The sequence below is a fragment of the Bradyrhizobium erythrophlei genome, from assembly GCF_042430365.1.
Taxonomy (GTDB): Bacteria; Pseudomonadota; Alphaproteobacteria; order Rhizobiales; family Xanthobacteraceae; genus Bradyrhizobium; species Bradyrhizobium erythrophlei.
This window is the reverse complement of the sequence record NZ_JBHMET010000218.1, coordinates 43942-60731: the sequence shown is the minus strand read 5'-3', so window position 1 is coordinate 60731 and position 16790 is coordinate 43942. Positions and strand designations below refer to the sequence as shown.

Sequence of the window (16790 nt, the reverse complement as noted above, 5' to 3'; positions counted from 1 at the left end):
GGCGGGATCGGGCAGGTTCCAGCCGCGAACCCAACGCCAACCACGAGTATCGATTTGCCTCCATCCGACCAGACCGCGGTCGCCGTTTCCATCGTTGTGCCGGTGCGGAACGAGGCGGACAATATCGCGCCGCTGATCGCGGAGATCGCGGCTGCGCTCGACGGCCGCTGGGCTTACGAGATCATCTACGTCAACGACGGCTCGACCGATGCGACCGGCGAACGGCTCGCGGCGATCATGGCGCAGCGGTCCAATCTCCGGCAGCTCCGGCATGTCACCTCATCGGGACAATCCGCGGCGGTGCGCAGCGGGGTGCGTGCGGCGCGCGGCGCGATCGTCGCAACGCTTGACGGCGACGGGCAGAACAATCCGGCGTTCCTGCCCGACCTGATCGGGGCGATCGAGCGCGGCAACGGCCGCGTCGGCCTTGCCGCGGGCCAGCGGGTCGGGCGCAAGGATACCGGCTTCAAGAAGATGCAGTCGCGGATCGCCAATGCCGTGCGTGGCGCGATCCTGCGCGACGGCACCCGCGACACCGGCTGTGGGCTGAAGGCGTTTCCGCGCGACGTGTTCCTGTCGATGCCCTATTTCGACGGGCTGCACCGCTTCCTGCCGGCGCTGGTCCGCCGCGAGGGATTCGAGATCGCCTATGTCGACGTGGTCGACCGTCCGCGCCATTCCGGCGTGTCGAACTACGGTTTCTTCGACCGGCTCTGGATCGGGATCATGGATCTCGCCGGCGTGTGGTGGCTGATCCGCCGCAAGAAACCGACGCCCGTCGTGACTGAAGTGCCGGTCGTGACCGAGGTGACGTGATGCTGATTCAATACGGCCAGGCGCTGAGTGCCTATTTCTACGACGTCTTCGTCGCCAAGTTCGACTTCTGGCTGGCATTCGGCCTCGTCGCGCAGCTGCTGTTCACGGCGCGCTTCCTCGTGCAATGGATTTCGAGCGAGCGCGCCGGCCAGAGCGTGGTGCCGATGGCGTTCTGGTTCTTCTCGATGGGCGGCGGCTTGATGACGCTGGTCTACGGCCTCGCCAAGCGCGAGCCGGTCATCATCATCGGGCAGGGGCTCGCCACGCTGATCTACATCAGGAACATCATGCTGATCCTGAAGAGCCGCGGCAGCGCGTCGAAGACGCTCGAGCGCTGATCAGGGCCGGCTGGGCGCCGGCAGTGCGGCAAGCTCGGCTTCGCTCGTTCGATACGCGGCCAGTTCGCCGGCCGCGTCGAGCACCGGATAGGCGACCGAGCAGATATGCGAATGGATGCGGCGGAGATCGCGCAGCACGTCGAGATGCAATGAGGTCGTCTCAATGGTTTCGGGGCGGCCTTCGCGCAGGCGCTCGAGATGCCGCTCGGTCGCGGAGAGCTCGGCGCTGCGCAGCGCCGCCTTCTCGGCAAGCAGCCGGCGCGCCGCGTTGACGTCGCCCGACATGAACACGCCGAACGCTGCCCGCAGCGAGTCGATCGTCCGCTTGTGGAACGCGGACAATTCCTCGGCGCCGTCGGCGGAGAATTGCAGGCGTCGCTTGATCTTCTTGGTCGCGAGTTCGCTCAGATTCTTGTCGATGATGTCGCCGATATGCTCGAGGTTGATTGCGAAGGCGATGATCTCCATGGCGCGCTGGCCCTCGCGCTCGTCGAGGCTGCCGCGGGTCAATTTCGTCACATAGAGCTTGATCGCCTCGTCGAGGCCGTCGACGCTGTTGTCCATCCGCGACACCTGATCGACCAGCGCGCGGTCGTTGGTCATCATCGCAGCCATCACGTTGCGCAGCATGACCTCGACATGGTCGCCCATGTGCAGCACCTCGCGCGCGGCGTCGGCGAGCGCGAGCGAGGGCGTCTCGAGCGCGCTCTCGTCGAGATAGCGCGGCCGTGACGGATCGGTTTCCTGCACGCGATTGGGCAGCAGCGTCGTGAGCAGCCGCGCCAGGCCGTCGAGCAGCCCGATGAACAGGATCGCGGTCGCGACGTTGAAGGCGACGTGGAATTGCGCGGTCGCCTTGGCGAGGTCGGGCTGCCAGGCGTGGACATGCTCGGTGAGCGGGCGCAGGAACGGGGCGATCAGGAGAATGCCGACGATGCGGTTGATCAGGTTGCCGAGCGGCAGGCGGTAGCTCGCCGGATTGTCGCGGCGCGCGCCTTCCACCAGCGGATTGATCGCACTGCCGAGATTGGCGCCAAGCACCAGCGCGAACGCCGCATAGGGCGAGATGAACTGCGAATAGGCCAGCGACATCACGAGCAGCACGCTGGCGACGCTGGAATGGACCAGCCAGGTCACGGCGGCGCCGAAGAAGATGCAGAGCACCGGGTCGCCGGTGATCGCGTTCAGGAACACGCGGACGCCGGGGGCGTTCTCGGCCGGCGCCAGCGTGTCAAGCAGGATGTGCAGCGCCAATAGCATCAGCCCGAGCCCGATCGAGACCCGGCCGAGATCCTTGATGCGGGAGCGCGGCCCGCTGCGAAACGCCACCAGCCCGAGGATGAACAGCACCGGCGCGACGGCTGCGATGTTGAAGGACAGCACCTGGACGATCAGCGTCGTTCCGACATTGGCGCCCAGCATGATCGCGAGCGCCGGCACCAGACCGACCAGCCCCTCGGCAGTGAAGGAGCTGGTGATCAGGGCTGTTGCCGTCGAGCTCTGGAGCAGGGCGGTCAGGCCGAGGCCGGCGGCCAGGGCGGTGAAGCGGTTGTTCAACGCCTTCGCCAGCAAGAGCCGCAAATCGGGGCCAAAGGCGCGCAGAATCCCGCTGTGGACCATGTGAAGGCCCCACAGCAGCAGCGCCACGCCGCCTAATAAGTCCAGTAGAACCACGGTACCCATGCCCGTTCGCGTCCCGGCAAATCGAGTCGTAAGATCAGGCTACCGTCAAATGACCGGGGATCAACCCCTTTTGTTCCCTCAGGAAATGCGGCCAGCACGTCCGATCTGGGGCGTCCGGCTGGGCCCTGGGCGGTAAACGGAAACGGGCAATATCGGCTAAATTGCAATCGGTTCCGCTAGGCTGTTTCCAATGTTTCCCCGTTATGACGGTTGGAACCAGAGGATTGTCCAGCTTGGGGATCAGGAATGTTTGTGAATCGCCGCAAGAGCGAACGCCGCGCGTGCAGGAGCGTCGCCAAGATTCAGATGGGGACCGGCACCCTGCCGCGTGACTGCATGATTACCGACATCTCGTCCGGCGGGGTGAAGGTGATTGCAGAGTATCTGGAAGTTCCGCCGGAATTCACGATCATCTTCTCGACCGGCAGCCCGCGGCAGTGCCGCCTGGCCTGGCGGATCGGGCACGAATTCGGCGCCCAGTTCGTCGATTAACACCACGTTGAGCGTCCCACGGGGGTCGGCTGGCGTCACTCGTCCAGCCGGCCCAAAGCGCCGTGTGACCGCGGGATAACGAGAAGCTTAACCAGAACTTAGGGTTAAGCTGTGACCATTTCGGAACCTTCGCCGTTCCGAGTCCCGTTCATGCCTGTGAAATCATCCCGACAGTTTAGCCGCGCGAGCCGACTTGCGGGGACCGTTTCGTCCGCGATCCTTTTGATCGGGCTGGCGGCCTGCCAGACCTCGGGACCGTCAGACATCACCGGGTCGTTGGGCGACAAGGCCGAATCGAGCGCCACCTCTGCCGACCCGCGGCGTGACCTGGACACCTACCGCGAACGGGTGCGGGCCAATCCCAAGGATGCCGACGCGGCCCTGCAATATGCCAAGGGGTTGCGGGCCACGGGGCAGCGCGCGCAGGCGGTTGCGGTGCTGGAGCAGGCGACGCTCGCCCAGCCCGGCAACAAGGCGCTGATCGCCGGCTACGGCCGGGCGCTCGCCGACAACGGCAACTTCCAGCAGGCTTTCGAGGTGCTGGGACGCGCCCACACGCCGGAAGATCCGGATTGGCGAATTCTGTCGGCACAGGGCGCCGCGCTCGACCAGCTCGACCGGCACGAGGAGGCGCGGCAATATTATGCGAGCGCATTGAAGATCGTGCCGGACGAGCCGTCGGTGCTGTCGAACCTCGGATTGTCCTACCTGCTCGCGAAGGACCTGCCGAAGGCGGAGGACGCGCTGCGGCGGGCGCGAGAGCGCGCGCCGGGCGACATGCGGGTGCGGACCAATCTCGCCGTCGTGATCGGCCTGCAGGGCCGCCAGTCCGAAGCCGAGACCATCATGAAGGCCGACCTGCCGCCGCAGGAAGGCGCCGCCAATGTCGCGGCGCTGAAGAAGCTATTGGCGCGCAAGGAGGCCGGCCGCGCCGACACCGACAAGATCCCGGTCGCGTCGAGCCGTCGCGCCGACTGAGCCGCGCGCAGAAGCTGGTCCTAAAGCGCCGATCGCGCTCTGGCCTCACGTCCAGAGCATGATCTTCCATGCCCTGGCGTCCATCAGCCAGCGGCCCTGCGACCGCCGCCGCGCCCACCCTGCAACTTCTTGATGATCGGCGACAGGAACGATTCGCGCTGATCGGCGAGATCGGGACGACCGGTCAGCCGCTGCGCCATCTGCAGGAAGGTGCGGGTGGTGCGATGACGGGCGGACACTTCCGCGATCATCTGGCCATTGTTGGCCGCCTCACCGAACAAACGGCTATCGAACGGAATGGCCGCGATCGGCTGGGATTCGATGGTCTTGGCGAACTCCTTGACCTCGATCTCCGGCCGCTTCGGCATGTCGACCTGGTTCAGGCAGTACAGCGGCGGCCGGTCGTTCGGACGCGACGCCTTCAACAGGTTCAACATGTTCTTGGTGTTGCGCATGTTGGCGAGATCGGGCTCGGCGACGATCAGGATGTCGTCGGCGCCGACCAGCACGCGCTTGGTCCAGGCAGTCCACTGATGGGGCACGTCGAGCACGATACAAGACGTCGTCATGCGCATCGTGTCGAAGATCGCGTCGAACGCGTCGGCACCGAAATCATAGACCTGGTCGAGGGTCGCGGGTGCCGCCAGCAGGCTGAGATGGTCGCTGCACTTGGCAAGCAAGCGCTCCATATAGGCCGAATCGGGACGTTCGGGCGAGAACACCGCATTGGCGATGCCCTGCACGGGATCCTGGTTGTAGTCGAGGCCGGCCGTGCCGAAGGCGAGGTCGAGATCGACGACCACGGAGTCCATGCCGAGGTCGCGCGCGATGGTCCAGCCGACGTTGTGGGCGACGGTGGAGGCACCGACGCCGCCCTTGGCTCCGACAACTGCGATCAGGCGGCCGACAGAGACCGATTCCGACGCCGTGAACAGGCTGCAGATCGTGCGCACGATGTCGATCACCGTGAACGGGCCGACGACATAATCGTTGACGCCGCGGCGCACCAGCTCGCGATAGGGCGCGACGTCGGACGGATTGCCGAGCACGACGACGCGGGTTCCAGGATCACACACGGTGGCGAGTTCGTCGAGGCCGGCAAGGATGTCGCAGTCCGGCTCGGTTTCGAGCATGATGACGTTGGGCGTCGGCGCCTTGTGGTAGGCGTCGATCGCGGCCGCGATGCCGCCCATGTGGACGGAGAGATGGGCCTTGGCGAGCCGGCGGTCTTCGGCGGCACCGCGCGCGGCCGTCGCGGTCGCCACGCTTGCGCAGAAGGCCTGTACCGAGATGCGCGGGGCGGGCGCGATATAATCGTCGGCGTGCGGCGGTTGGTCTTGTTGTTGGGCGCTCATTTGCCTGTGTCGCTCAGCTTGGCCTTTTCGGCTTCGGGATAGGAGGTTGCGGTGGTCTGACCCTTGCGGTAGCGGTCGAACGCGACCGAGCGGCGCGGCGCATAGGCGGCGGTCTCGCTGCGCGGCTGCTCGAGATCGGCCGGATTGTCGATCATCGCCGCCAGATTGCGCTGCGTGGCGCAGCCGAAATTGTAGTACTGCTTGTTCTCGATATAGGCCGGGTTGTAGATCGAGGGACCGAGATCGGCCGGCCACACGCCGCAGGGTCCGGCGACGGCGGCCATCTTGGGATAGCTCAGGCGGATGGTGGCGAGCGCGCGCGGATCGTCGACGTTGTAGGTGCGCTTGGTGATAGCGTGGGCGGGCACGCCCATCGATGCGAGCAAGCCGCGGATCTCCTGGTACACCGCCGAAGCGGCGCGGGAGTTCCGCGTGTCCACCGGCACGTCGGCGGTGATCGAACCGGTGCCCTCGCGACGCCAGCTCCGTGCCAGCCCCATAACGTCGTCGCGCTGCGTCTCGGTCAGGTTGCCGCGGGCATGGCCGACGAACACCACGATCGACTGTTCGCCCTCGGTGACCGCGATCGGATGGCGTTGCCGGTAATCGTCCGGGACGGTCCCGGTCACGACGTCCGACGTCACGAGGTTGCAGCCCCCGAGCGCGATCGTGCCGACGAGGAGGGCGCCATAGAGCGGCAATGTGGCGAAGCGGCCGCCGTGTGTCTTGCGTGTCATCGTTTGATCCCCCAACCCCCAAACACCCGTGTCAGTCGATGATGAAGCCGAAATTGGCCGGCGTGGCGCCGATCGGCTCGCCCCGGGCGGCAACGCCGTAGATGCGGTTGATGCGGGCGAGCAGCGCCGACTGCGAGTCGGAGGCGGGCGCAAATCCGTCATCCGGACGCGACAGCTCCTTCTGCGCCACCGCGCGCACGACATAGGGCGTCACGATGACCATCAGCTCGGTCTCGTGATTGACGAAGTCCTGGCTCCTGAACAGTTGCCCGAGGATCGGAATCTGGTCCGCGCCGGGCAGGCCGTTGATGGCCTGCTTGGTCTGCTCCTGGATCAGTCCGGCCATCGCGATCGAGCCGCCTGACGGCACCTCGAGCGTGGTGTCGGCACGGCGGGTCTTGATCGAGGGGATCGTCGTTCCACCGGCACCGCCGGTCAGCGCGTTCTCGCTCGATACTTCCGACACTTCGGTCATCACCTTCAGGCTGATGCGGCCCTCGGACAGCACCACCGGTGTGAAGTTGAGCGAGATGCCGAACTTCTTGAAGGAGACGGTCTGGACGCAGTTTCCGATCGCGCCGTTTGTCGTCGTCTGGCAGGTGACGCCGGTCGGAATTGGGAATTCGCCACCCGAGATGAACGTCGCCGATTCACCTGAAATCGCCGTCAGATTCGGCTCGGCCAGCGTCTTCACCACGCCCGCGCTTTCCATCGCGCGCAGGGTCGCGGTGACCGATGGGAGGCCCGCTTTGTTCAACGCCGCGGCGGCCAGCGCATTGCCGGAGACGAGCGGCGCACTGTTCGCGGTAAACGGATTTGAATTGTTGAAGACCACCGCCGCGGTGCCGTAGTTCATGTTGGCGCTGAGGTCGACACCCAACTGCTTGACGATGTCGCGCCGCACTTCGGCGACGGTGACCTTCAGCATCACCTGGTCGCGGCCGCGCACGATGATCGAGTTGACGACCTTGTCTGGATTGCCGACCAGCTTTGCCGCAACGTCGCCGGCCTGCTGCGCCTCGACCGGGCTCGACACCGTGCCGGTCAGGAGCACGCTATCGCCGACCCCCTCGATATGGACGCCGGGAAGCGCCTGCTGGAGCGCCGCGCGCACGCCGTTGAGATCGCGCTTGATGGCGATGTCGTAGGAGGCGACCTGCTGGCCGTCGGCGTCGAAGAACACCACGTTGGTCTGGCCGACCGCCGCGCCAATGATGTAGGCGCGCTGCGACGAGCGGATCACCGCGTTGGCGATCTTGGGGTCCGCGACCAGCACGTCCTTGGCTTCGCGGGGCAGGTCGACCACCACCGACTTGCCGACGCCGAGCGAGACGAAACGGGTCTTGACCGGGATGCTGCTGGTGACCAGCGGATCCTGGCTCTTGTCAGGATCGGCCGCGACCGCCGGCGACCAGGCCGGGGCGAGCATCAGCGCGGCGACCGCCGAGAACGACAGCAGGCGAGCCAGCGCAGTCCGCACCGTCAGTTGTTTTGCACCGCTTTTCATGTTCGATATCCCCTTGATCACTTCTGTGTCGTCGTCGAGCTGAGGACGCCGAAGCGAACCACACTGATGCTGTCGCCCCGCTTCGGGGCCTGGTCGTCGGTCGAGGTCTCGACCGAGCTTGCGTTGTCGGCGATGCTGCGCAGCGCGAGCGCCAGGGTGCCGCTTTGCCGGGCGCGGGCGAGCGTCTCGGCCTGCTCGGGCTTGAGCTCGAGCGTCACGGTCTTGCCGACCAGCGAGTTGCTGCCTTCCTTCTCCTTGGGCGCCTGGTCGATGGCGAGCACGCGGACATTGGCGAGCACGATTTCGGAGGTGACGTTGTCGGGAGCCCCGCTGCGATCCGGGCTCTTTTCACGCCGGGAGAGGATCACGTCGACGCGGTCGTTCGGCAGGATGAAGCCGCCAGCGCCGGTCTCGGGCGAGATCTCAGTGGAGATCGCACGCATGCCGGAGGGCAGGATCGCGGCCATGAAGCCGCTTCCGTTGGCCTTCACGAGCTTCTGCTCACGGATCGGCTCGCCCATGATGAAGGGGGCCCGCGCGATCGACCCGATGACATCCTTCATGGCGTCTGCATTGTTGTCGCGGCGCATGAAGCTGCCGCTTGCGGTCGCTGCCGGCCAGCTCTGCCACTGCAGGTCTTCCGCTTTGACCGCCTGACCGAGGCCGATGTCGGACTTCGCCACCAACACCTCGACCGTCGGAAGCTGTGCGACCGGCGCGACGGCGGAAGGCGGTTTTGTGTCGCTTCCGCTTGCGAGATACATGGCCACCAGGCCTGAAACGCCAGCGATGGCCAGGACCAAGATACGTGCCGTCTTCATGCGATTTACTGCCAACCCTTAACGCCGGGATGTCGCGCCGTGCGGAGCGGACAGCCCTTCCCGGGAGCATGACTACGGCAGCAAAAGTGTAAGGGAACTTGATAGGCGGTCGGCGATGTTAATCGATTGGTGGGGATGGTGAACGGCTGGTTATCGCAGCCGATCGCAACCCCGCAAAATCCCGGATATCCCGATGCCCGTGCGAGGCGTCACGCCCGTAGCGCCGGCATTTGCAATCGGCGGCCTGCGTCGCGCCGCGCTGGATCAGAGCGCGGCCTTCAGCGCCGCGAATCCGCGATCAAGGTCGGCCTTGAGGTCGTCAAGGCTTTCGAGCCCGATATGGAGCCGCAGCGTCGGTCCGCCGGGCGCCCATTTGGTCGCGGTGCGATAGTCGTTGCAGTCGAAGGGGATGATGAGGCTTTCGAAGCCGCCCCAGGAAAAGCCCATGCCAAACAGCGTGACGGTATTAAGCAGGGCGTCGACCGCCTTCAGCGGCACCGGTTTCAGCACGATGCTGAACAGGCCGGAGGCGCCGGTGAAGTCGCGCCTCCAGATCGCGTGCCCGGGGTCGGTCTCGAGGGCAGGGTGCAGCACGCGATCGACTTCCGGCCGTGCGGCGAGCCAGCGCGCCATCTCGAGCCCGGAGCGATGGTGCTGCGCGAGCCGCACCGCGAGCGTGCGCACGCCGCGCAGCGCCAGATAGACATCGTCGGGCCCGGCACAGACGCCGAGCAGGCGGATGCCCTCCGTGATCTCTGGCCAGGCCTTGGCGTTGGCGGAGATGGTGCCGAACATGATGTCGGAATGGCCGCCGATATATTTGGTCGCGGCCTGCATGCTGATGTCGACGCCCTGGTCGAGCGAGCGGTGGTAGAGCGGGGTCGCCCATGTGTTGTCATCGATCACGAGCGCGCCGCGCGCATGGGCGACAGCCGCAATGGCCGGGATGTCCGGCATCTCGAAGGATTGCGAGCCGGGCGCTTCGACCAGCACCGCCTTGGTGTTCGGCTTGAACAGCTTCTCGATGCCGGCGCCGATCAGTGGATCGAAATAGCTGGTCTCGACGCCATAGCGCGTCAGCATGCCGTTGCAGAAATTCCGCGTGGGACGATAGGCGTTGTCGCACACCAAAAGATGATCGCCTGCCTTCAGCACCGACAGCAGCGTGGTGGAGATGGCGGCCAATCCCGACGGGGTGAGGCCGACGCCGGCGCATTGCGGACCTTCCAGCGACTTCAGCACATCCTGCAGCGCCCGCGTGGTCGGCGTGCCGTGGCGGCCATAGGTAAATTCGGCGCGATGCGCGTGCAGGTCCTCCGCGGTCGGATAAAGCACGGTGGAACCGCGAAACACCGGCGGATTGACGAAGCCCTTTTGCGCCTTGGTGTCACGGCCGGCCGTCACCAATCGGGTCTCGGCCTGCTGCGGGTTGGATGGTCCATTGCCGTCGGAGGAGTTCATGCGTCGTCGCCGTTCAAGACTTTTTGCCGCAGCCACGACGCGTCGGGAAGACGGGTCGCTCCGGGGCTTGTTACTAACAGGACACAGAAGAGGCACGTCAACCCCTTGACCCGGCCCGTCAGTCGCTATGTGATGCGCCGCAACTATCCAGTCGCCGCACGTTGAGGGGCCTGCCGCGACCTTCGATCCGTTGCCTGACCGATTTGCACGTCAAACTGCCGATCGGGCCAGTCGTTTTGCTGCAGGGGATCATCGGGTTGGCCCGTTGGCGCCAGGCGATCAAAAGCAACGACGACCCTGAAAGGCCTGCCCATGAAACGCGTTTCCCTGGCTCTGACCCTTGCCGCTGCCGCCGCCCTGTCGGCGCAGGCCGCCTCGGCGCAAACCCTCAAGACGGTCAAGGACCGGGGCCTGCTGTCCTGCGGCGTCAGCCAGGGCCTGCCGGGCTTCTCGTCGCCGGACGACAAGGGCAACTGGACCGGGCTCGATGTCGACGTGTGCCGGGCGATCGCGGCTGCCCTGTTCAACGACCCGACCAAGGTCAAGTACGTGCCACTGTCGGCCAAGGACCGCTTCACCGCGCTGCAATCAGGTGAAATCGACGTGCTGTCGCGCAACACCACCTGGACGATCTCGCGCGACACCTCGCTCGGCGCCAATTTCACCGGCGTGACCTATTACGATGGCCAGGGCTTCATGGTGAAGAAGTCGCTCAAGGTGAATTCGGCGCTCGAGTTGAACAGCGCCTCGGTCTGCGTGCAGACCGGCACGACCACCGAGCAGAATCTCGCCGACTACTTCAAGGGCAACAACATGAAGTACGAGGTGATCGCGTTCGGCACCAACGACGAGGCCGTCAAGGCCTACGAATCCGGACGCTGCGACGTGTTCACCACCGACGTCTCGGGGCTTTATGCCGACCGCCTCAAGCTTGCGAACCCGGCCGATCACGTGGTGCTACCGGAAGTGATCTCGAAGGAGCCGCTCGGCCCGATGGTGCGCCATGGCGACGACCAATGGTTTGACATCGTGAAGTGGACGCTGTTTGCGATGATCACCGCCGAGGAGCTCGGCATCACCCAGAACAACGTCGACGAGATGGCGAAATCGGACAAGCCGGAAATGAAGCGGGTTCTGGGCACTGACGGCAATCTCGGCGAACAGCTCGGACTGACCAAGGATTGGGTGATCCGGATCGTCAAGACGGTCGGCAATTACGGTGAGACCTTCGAGCGCAATGTCGGCGCGGGCTCCAAGCTCGGGATCGCCCGAGGTCTGAACAATCTCTGGAACAAGGGTGGCATTCAGTACGCGCCGCCGATCCGCTGATCGCCGACCGCCGGAGCGCGGCGATGACCATCGAGCCCCGGAAACCACCGTCGCAGTTCGTGATCCAACTGCAACGCGCGCTTGGGGGCCGGGCGGGCTGGAGCGGCTTCGCCGTCCAGCTCGTGTTCGTCGCCGTCCTCGCCTGGCTCGCCTACGAGATCGTCGCCAATGCCCGCGCCAATCTGCAGGCGCAACGGATCACCGCCGGCTTTGCCTTCCTGCAGAACACGGCGGGGTTCGACGTCAACCAGAACCTGATTCCCTATGCGGGTTCTGACAGCTATACCCGCGTCTTCCTGGTCGGCCTGCTCAACACATTGCTGGTCTCGGTCATCGGTATCTTCTTCGCGACCGTGCTCGGCTTCATGGTGGCGCTCGGACGACTGTCGCCGAACTGGCTGTTGTCGCGGATCGCCGGCGCCTATGTCGAGGTGGTGCGCAATCTGCCGGTCTTGTTCCAGATCCTGTTCTGGTACCTCGCGGTGCTCGCGGCCCTGCCCAATCCGCGCCAGAGCATCTCGATCTTCGGGGTGTTCTTCCTCAGCAACCGCGGCCTGGTGATCCCGCGCCCGATCGGCAATCCGGGTTTCGAGCCCTTTGTCGTCGCGGTGTTGATCGCGTTCGTCGCCAGCATCGTGCTGTGGCGCTATGCGCGGCGCCAGCTCTACCTGTATGGCCACATGATCCGGAGCTGGCCCTATATGCTCGCGCTGCTGATCGGCCTGCCGCTTCTGGCGGCGCTGATTTTCGGCACGCCGATGACGTTTGAGATCCCGGTCCTGAAGGGCTTCAACTTCGCCGGCGGCTCGCGGCTGATTCCCGAATTCGTGGCGCTGACGCTGGCGTTGTCGACCTATACCGCGGCCTTCATCGCCGAGATCGTCCGCGCCGGCATCCTCTCCGTGCACAAGGGGCAGATGGAGGCGGGCTCCTCGCTCGGCCTGCAGCGCGGCACGGTGCTGCGGCTGATCGTGATTCCGCAGGCGTTGCGGGTGATCCTGCCGCCGCTCACCAACCAGTACCTCAATCTCACGAAGAACTCGTCGCTTGCGGTTGCGATCGGCTATCCCGACCTTGTCTCGGTCTTCGCCGGCACGACACTGAGCCAGACCGGGCAGGCGATCGAGATCATCGGCATCACGATGGGCGTGTATCTGCTGATCTCGCTGGTGACCAGCGCGATCATGAACCTGTACGGATGGCGGATCGCACGGAGCATGGGCTGATGAGCGAGTTCGCGCCATCCCCGTCAGCGTTCGTCCGCAAGGAGCTCGTCCCCGAGCGCGCCGCGCCAGTGGGAACCACGGGCTTGGCCGGCTTCTTGCGGACGCGGTTGTTCAATTCACCGACCAACATCCTGATCACGATCGTTTGTGCGCTCCTGCTTTGGGTCCTGCTGGTGCCCGCGCTCCAGTTTCTGCTGGTCGACGCGGTCTGGAGCGGGACCGACCGCAAGGCCTGTCTCGCCGAGAATGCCGGGCATGCGGTCGGCGCCTGCTGGCCGTTCATCCAGGCCAAGCTCAGCCAGTTCGTCTACGGTTTCTATCCGGACGCCGAACGCTGGCGGGTCAACCTGACTTTCATCCTCGCCGCGGTGCTGCTGCTGCCATTGCTGATCCCGCGGCTGCCCGGCAAGGGTCTCAATGCCGGCCTGTTCTTCCTGGCCTTTCCTGCGGTGGCGTTCTTTCTGCTGCATGGCGGCGGGCTCGACGGGTTTGCCGTGAGCTGGATTTCGGCGCTGTTGTCCGGATTTGCCGACAGCATCGGCGAAGGCGGTAGCAAGCTCGCGGCGGCGGGCGGCTCGACCGGCGTCATCGGCCCGCTGTTACATCTGCTCGGCCAGCTGATCGCATTGGTCGGCACGGTTTTGTCCTGGATCCTGTGGCCGCTGACCTGGCTGCGCCAACAGATCCAGGCAGCGGGGCGGCCGGTCTGGGCCGACCTTGCACTGACCACGGTGATCGTTTCGCTGCTGATGTTCATCCTCGGCGGCGGCGTCCGCAGCGGCGGGCGTGCACTGGTCACGAGTCTTTCGACATTCGCCGGGATCGCGCTCGTCATTCTGGCGATGGGGCTCGATCGTGGCGGGCTGCCGATCGTCGACACAAGGCTGTGGGGCGGGCTTCTGGTGACGCTGGTGGTGTCGGTGACCGGTATCGTCACCTCGATGCCGGTCGGCATCGCGCTCGCGCTCGGCAGGCGCTCGGCGATCCCCCTGATCCGAATCTTCTCGATCGCATTCATCGAATTCTGGCGCGGCGTGCCGCTGATCACGGTGCTGTTCTTCGCGACCTATATGCTGCCGCTGTTCGTCCCGACGGGATTCACCATCGACGGCCTGATGCGGGCGCTGATCGGCATCGCGCTGTTCGCCGGCGCCTATCAGGCCGAGGTCGTCCGCGGCGGATTGCAGGCGATCCCGCGTGGGCAGGGCGAGGCGGCGAATGCGCTCGGCCTGTCCTGGTGGAAGACCACGGCCCTGATCGTCATGCCGCAGGCGCTGCGCCACGTCATTCCCGGCCTCGTCAACAGCTTCATCGCGCTATTCAAGGATACCTCGCTGGTCTCGATCGTGGCACTGTTCGACCTGCTCGGGCAGCTGCGCGCTGCCTTCAGCGACCCGGTCTGGTCGACGCCGTCGACGGCCTTCACCGGCTTTGCCTTCACCGGGCTGATCTATTTCGTGTTCTGCTTTGGAATGTCGCGCTACTCTCTCTTCGTCGAAAACCGGCTCAACGCCCACCGTCGCAACTGAACAGGGGCACCATGTCCACCGATCCGATCGTCAACATCTCCAGTCTCAACAAATGGTACGGCGACTTCCACGTGCTGCGCGACATCAATCTCGACGTCGGCAAGGGCGAGCGCATCGTGATCTGCGGCCCGTCGGGTTCCGGCAAGTCGACCCTGATCCGCTGCATCAATGCGCTGGAGGAGTTCCAGGAGGGCGAGATCGTCGTCGACGGCATCGAGCTGGGGCCGAACCTGCGGCGCGTCGACGAGGTCCGCCGCGAGGTCGGCATGGTGTTCCAGAGCTTCAACCTGTTTCCGCATCTCACCGTGCTCGACAATTGCACGCTGGCGCCGATCTGGGTACGCAACATCCCGAAGAAGGATGCCGAGGCGGCCGCGATGAAGTTCCTGGAGCGGGTCAAGATTCCGCATCAGGCCAACAAGTTTCCCGGCCAGATGTCGGGTGGCCAGCAGCAGCGCGTCGCGATCGCCCGCGCACTGACCATGAACCCGAAGGTCATGCTGTTCGACGAGCCGACCTCGGCGCTCGATCCGGAAATGGTCAAGGAGGTGCTCGATACCATGGTCGACCTCGCCAGGGAGGGCATGACCATGCTTGTCGTCACCCATGAAATGGGCTTTGCCCGCGAGGTGGCCAACCGCGTCGTGTTCATGGACGCCGGCCAGATCATCGAGTCGAACACGCCGCAGGAATTCTTCGCCAATCCGCAGCACGCGCGGTCGAAGCTGTTCCTCAGTCAGATTTTGCGATGATTTTCGCCGTCATTGCGAGCGAAGCGAAGCAACCCATCTCGGTTCCGAAGACGTATGGATTGCTTCGTCGCTGTCGCTCCTCGCAATCACGCCGCGTTCACGTCTTTACCATCGGCAGCTCGATCTGCGTGCGCTTCTCGAGCCACTCCGGCACCGGCAGGTTCTTCGAGCGCATGAAGGCCGGGTTGAACAGCTTCGACTGATAGCGGTTGCCGGAATCGGCGAGGATCGTGACGATGGTCTTGCCGGGACCAAGCTCTTTGGCGAGCCGGATCGCACCCGCGATGTTGATGCCGGTCGAGCCGCCGAGGCACAGGCCCTCGTGCTCCAGCAGCTCATAGATGATCGTCACGGCTTCCTCGTCGGAGATCAGGAACGCGTCGTCGACGTTTGCGGTCTCGATGACCGACGTCTTGCGCCCGAGTCCGATGCCTTCTGTGATCGAGTCGCCTGGCGTCGATTTGACCTGACCATGCTTGAACAGTTCGTACATGGCGAAGCCGTGCGGGTCGGCGCAGGCGGTGACGATGTCTTTGTTCTTTTCCTTCAGGTACCGACTGACCCCAGCCAGCGTGCCGCCGGTGCCGACCGAGCAGATGAAGCCGTCCACCTTGCCGTCGGTCTGCTGCCAGATTTCCGGTCCGGTCGAGTCGTAATGCGCCTTGGGGTTGTCGAGGTTGTTCCACTGGTCGGCGAATAGTACGCCGTTCGGTTCGGTCTTGCGCAGCTGCTCGGCGAGACGCCTGCCGAGATGCTGATAGTTGTTCGGGTTGGAGAAGGGAAGCGCCGGTGATTCGACGAGCTCGGCGCCGCACAGCCGCAGCATGTCCTTCTTTTCCTGGCTCTGCGTCTCCGGGATGACGATCAGGGTGCGGTAGCCGCGCGCGCTCGCCACGACCGCGAGCCCGATGCCGGTATTGCCCGCGGTCGACTCGACCACGAGCCCGCCCGGCTTGAGATCGCCGCGCTTCTCTGCCTCCAGGATCATCCACTTGCCGGCACGATCCTTGACCGACTGCCCGGGATTCATGAATTCGGCTTTGCCGAGGATGGTGCAGCCGGTCAGTTCGGAAGCGCGCTTCAACTTGATCAGCGGCGTATTGCCGATCGCTTCGACGACGTCTTTGTTGAATATCATGTCAGGGGTAATCTTTGCCGGTCAGTGGGTTGCTCCGGTCCGAAACTAGTGTGCGGATCGCAAAAGGGGAAGGCTTTTGCACTGAGGCGGAAGTGGGTTGGCCTATCGCGATAAGGGGCCTGCGAAATTGCGCAGATGATTGCTTTTGGCGTCGGCGCGCTTTCTGGCAGAATCTTGCTTGATATTGCCGTTTCGCGCGAGATCATCCGCGCGGCCTTCGACGATCAATTCTGGACGATCGTTGGATTTTGTTGGAGTCGATCGCGGGGATCGCGATGCAAGCAGAACTGGCCGCGCCGCGAAGCGGAATACCTGTTCATCGAAAAGCGCTGGCCGATCGACGACAGGTCCCGACGGCATTGTCGGTAATGGCGCCGGGCGATGTCGCGCAGCCGTGAGGACGACTGCCGCAAGCCGATGGAAACCGGCTGTGCGGTGGTAGCTCGCGGCCTGCGGATGCGGCGCCACGACGGTGGATAATCCCCATGAAATCTTTGTAAGATTTGGGATTGCTCCAACGCTGTCAGAATCGCAGTAAGGCCCGAAAAATAAGGGGAAGTTGGAGTTCCGTTGTCCTGCGATCACGCTTTTCCCGACCGTCCGCGCAGCCCGAGAGGACTGTCCGCTC

Annotated in this window: 16 protein-coding genes; 9 read left to right on the top strand and 7 right to left on the bottom strand. The window is 64.7% G+C overall.

Going from position 1 to position 16790, the window contains the following annotated elements; translation table 11 throughout:
• The first annotated feature begins 54 nt into the window (after positions 1-54).
• Positions 55-816 (top strand): glycosyltransferase family 2 protein, encoded by a 762-nt coding sequence (locus tag ACFFWD_RS30370; RefSeq protein ID WP_376971631.1) that lies wholly within the window; start codon positions 55-57, stop codon positions 814-816.
• The gene (locus ACFFWD_RS30365; protein WP_376971629.1) at positions 816-1154 is read left to right on the top strand and encodes a lipid-A-disaccharide synthase N-terminal domain-containing protein; all 339 of its coding nucleotides are present in this window, start codon (positions 816-818) and stop codon (positions 1152-1154) included. Before ACFFWD_RS30370 ends, ACFFWD_RS30365 begins: the two co-directional genes overlap by 1 nt.
• Here the strand turns inward: ACFFWD_RS30365 and ACFFWD_RS30360 are convergent, their stop codons facing one another.
• Entirely contained in the window at positions 1155-2837 is a 1683-nt protein-coding gene (locus ACFFWD_RS30360) for a Na/Pi cotransporter family protein (protein ID WP_376971627.1), read from the bottom strand.
• Positions 2838-3083: 246 nt separating this feature from the next.
• Between ACFFWD_RS30360 and ACFFWD_RS30355 the strand changes: the two genes are divergently transcribed.
• Both ACFFWD_RS30355 and ACFFWD_RS30350 read left to right on the top strand, forming a co-directional pair.
• A complete protein-coding gene (locus ACFFWD_RS30355; RefSeq protein WP_376971625.1) occupies positions 3084-3329 on the top strand; it encodes a PilZ domain-containing protein in 246 nt (81 codons plus the stop codon).
• Between the two features lie 150 nt (positions 3330-3479).
• Entirely contained in the window at positions 3480-4307 is an 828-nt protein-coding gene (locus ACFFWD_RS30350; RefSeq protein WP_376971623.1) for a tetratricopeptide repeat protein, read from the top strand.
• A gap of 83 nt (positions 4308-4390) precedes the next feature.
• On the opposite strand, the gene ACFFWD_RS30345 is transcribed toward ACFFWD_RS30350, so the two are convergent.
• From ACFFWD_RS30345 to metC, 5 genes are all read right to left on the bottom strand, one after another.
• The gene (locus ACFFWD_RS30345) at positions 4391-5662 is read right to left on the bottom strand and encodes a CpaE/TadZ family protein (RefSeq protein WP_376971621.1); all 1272 of its coding nucleotides are present in this window, start codon (positions 5660-5662) and stop codon (positions 4391-4393) included.
• Complete coding sequence (locus tag ACFFWD_RS30340; RefSeq protein ID WP_376971619.1) at positions 5659-6399, bottom strand: CpaD family pilus assembly protein; 741 nt, start codon at positions 6397-6399, stop codon at positions 5659-5661. The genes ACFFWD_RS30345 and ACFFWD_RS30340 overlap by 4 nt, the downstream gene beginning before the upstream one ends.
• Before the next feature lie 31 nt (positions 6400-6430).
• Positions 6431-7906, bottom strand: coding sequence for a type II and III secretion system protein family protein (locus ACFFWD_RS30335; RefSeq protein WP_376971617.1), 1476 nt, complete (start codon positions 7904-7906; stop codon positions 6431-6433).
• Between the two features lie 17 nt (positions 7907-7923).
• Positions 7924-8727 (bottom strand): Flp pilus assembly protein CpaB, encoded by an 804-nt coding sequence (cpaB, locus tag ACFFWD_RS30330; protein WP_376971615.1) that lies wholly within the window; start codon positions 8725-8727, stop codon positions 7924-7926.
• Positions 8728-8991: 264 nt separating this feature from the next.
• Positions 8992-10188 carry a cystathionine beta-lyase gene (metC, locus tag ACFFWD_RS30325; protein ID WP_376971613.1) on the bottom strand — a complete coding sequence of 399 codons (1197 nt, stop codon included), beginning with the start codon at positions 10186-10188 and terminating at the stop codon, positions 8992-8994.
• A gap of 312 nt (positions 10189-10500) precedes the next feature.
• Between metC and ACFFWD_RS30320 the strand changes: the two genes are divergently transcribed.
• From ACFFWD_RS30320 to ACFFWD_RS30305, 4 genes are read left to right on the top strand one after another with little or no spacing between them, the layout of a single operon-like run.
• A complete protein-coding gene (locus tag ACFFWD_RS30320; RefSeq protein ID WP_376971611.1) occupies positions 10501-11517 on the top strand; it encodes an amino acid ABC transporter substrate-binding protein in 1017 nt (338 codons plus the stop codon).
• A 23-nt stretch (positions 11518-11540) separates the two neighbouring features.
• Positions 11541-12743: an amino acid ABC transporter permease gene (locus ACFFWD_RS30315; RefSeq protein ID WP_376971609.1), complete on the top strand. Its 1203-nt coding sequence runs from the start codon at positions 11541-11543 to the stop codon at positions 12741-12743.
• Positions 12743-14272, top strand: coding sequence for an amino acid ABC transporter permease (locus ACFFWD_RS30310; protein WP_376971607.1), 1530 nt, complete (start codon positions 12743-12745; stop codon positions 14270-14272). Before ACFFWD_RS30315 ends, ACFFWD_RS30310 begins: the two co-directional genes overlap by 1 nt.
• Positions 14273-14283: 11 nt before the next feature.
• Positions 14284-15024: an amino acid ABC transporter ATP-binding protein gene (locus ACFFWD_RS30305; RefSeq protein ID WP_376971605.1), complete on the top strand. Its 741-nt coding sequence runs from the start codon at positions 14284-14286 to the stop codon at positions 15022-15024.
• Positions 15025-15121: 97 nt separating this feature from the next.
• Here ACFFWD_RS30305 and ACFFWD_RS30300 read toward each other — a convergent pair whose 3' ends face one another.
• Positions 15122-16162 carry a cysteine synthase A gene (locus ACFFWD_RS30300; protein WP_376971603.1) on the bottom strand — a complete coding sequence of 347 codons (1041 nt, stop codon included), beginning with the start codon at positions 16160-16162 and terminating at the stop codon, positions 15122-15124.
• Between the two features lie 135 nt (positions 16163-16297).
• On the opposite strand from ACFFWD_RS30300, the gene ACFFWD_RS30295 reads away from it, so the two are divergent.
• Complete coding sequence (locus ACFFWD_RS30295) at positions 16298-16531, top strand: hypothetical protein (protein WP_376971601.1); 234 nt, start codon at positions 16298-16300, stop codon at positions 16529-16531.
• Positions 16532-16790 lie beyond the last annotated feature (259 nt).